1 protein-coding gene is annotated in these 565 nt (G+C 70.6%); it reads left to right on the forward strand.

The window, feature by feature from the left end; translation table 11 throughout:
* Positions 1 to 565: Ig-like domain-containing protein (locus AC1DS5_RS25410; RefSeq protein WP_477721014.1), on the forward strand; the 565-nt coding region annotated here is incomplete at both ends.

Below are 565 nucleotides of genomic sequence, written 5' to 3' on the forward strand. Positions count from 1 at the left end.
AGGCGCTGGCGCTGTGGTGGGCGGCAACGTGCTGACGGACGGCACGGACGACGTGTTCGGCGCCGACGGCGCGGCAGCCGGTGGCGGCGTGGTGGGCGTGCGGGTGGCCGGAGGCGACACCACGACGGCGGTGCAGACGGGCGTGAACACGGTCATTGCCGGCAGCTTCGGCACGCTGACACTGCAGGCCAACGGCAGCTACAGCTACGACGGCAGCCCGAACGTGGTGCCGCCGGCTGGTGCGACCGACACCTTTGTGTACACCATCAAGGACGGCGACGGCGACCTGAGCACGACGACGCTGACGATCACGCTGACCGACGCCGGCCTGGTGGCAAGCAACGACGACATCACGGTCAACGAAGCGGCGCTGGCCACGGGCAGCAACCCGTCGAGCACGGCCGAGACGGCGGCCGGCACGCTGGTGGGCAACGTCAGCGGCGGCGCAGGCGGCTACAGCTACGCGCTGACGAGTCCGGCCGCAGGCAGCTTCGGCACGCTGACGCTGAACCCGGACGGCAGCTACAGCTACACGCTGACGCAGCGCTTTGACACCAGCCCGGAC

This window comes from Polaromonas sp. P4_H1 (assembly GCF_056400945.1).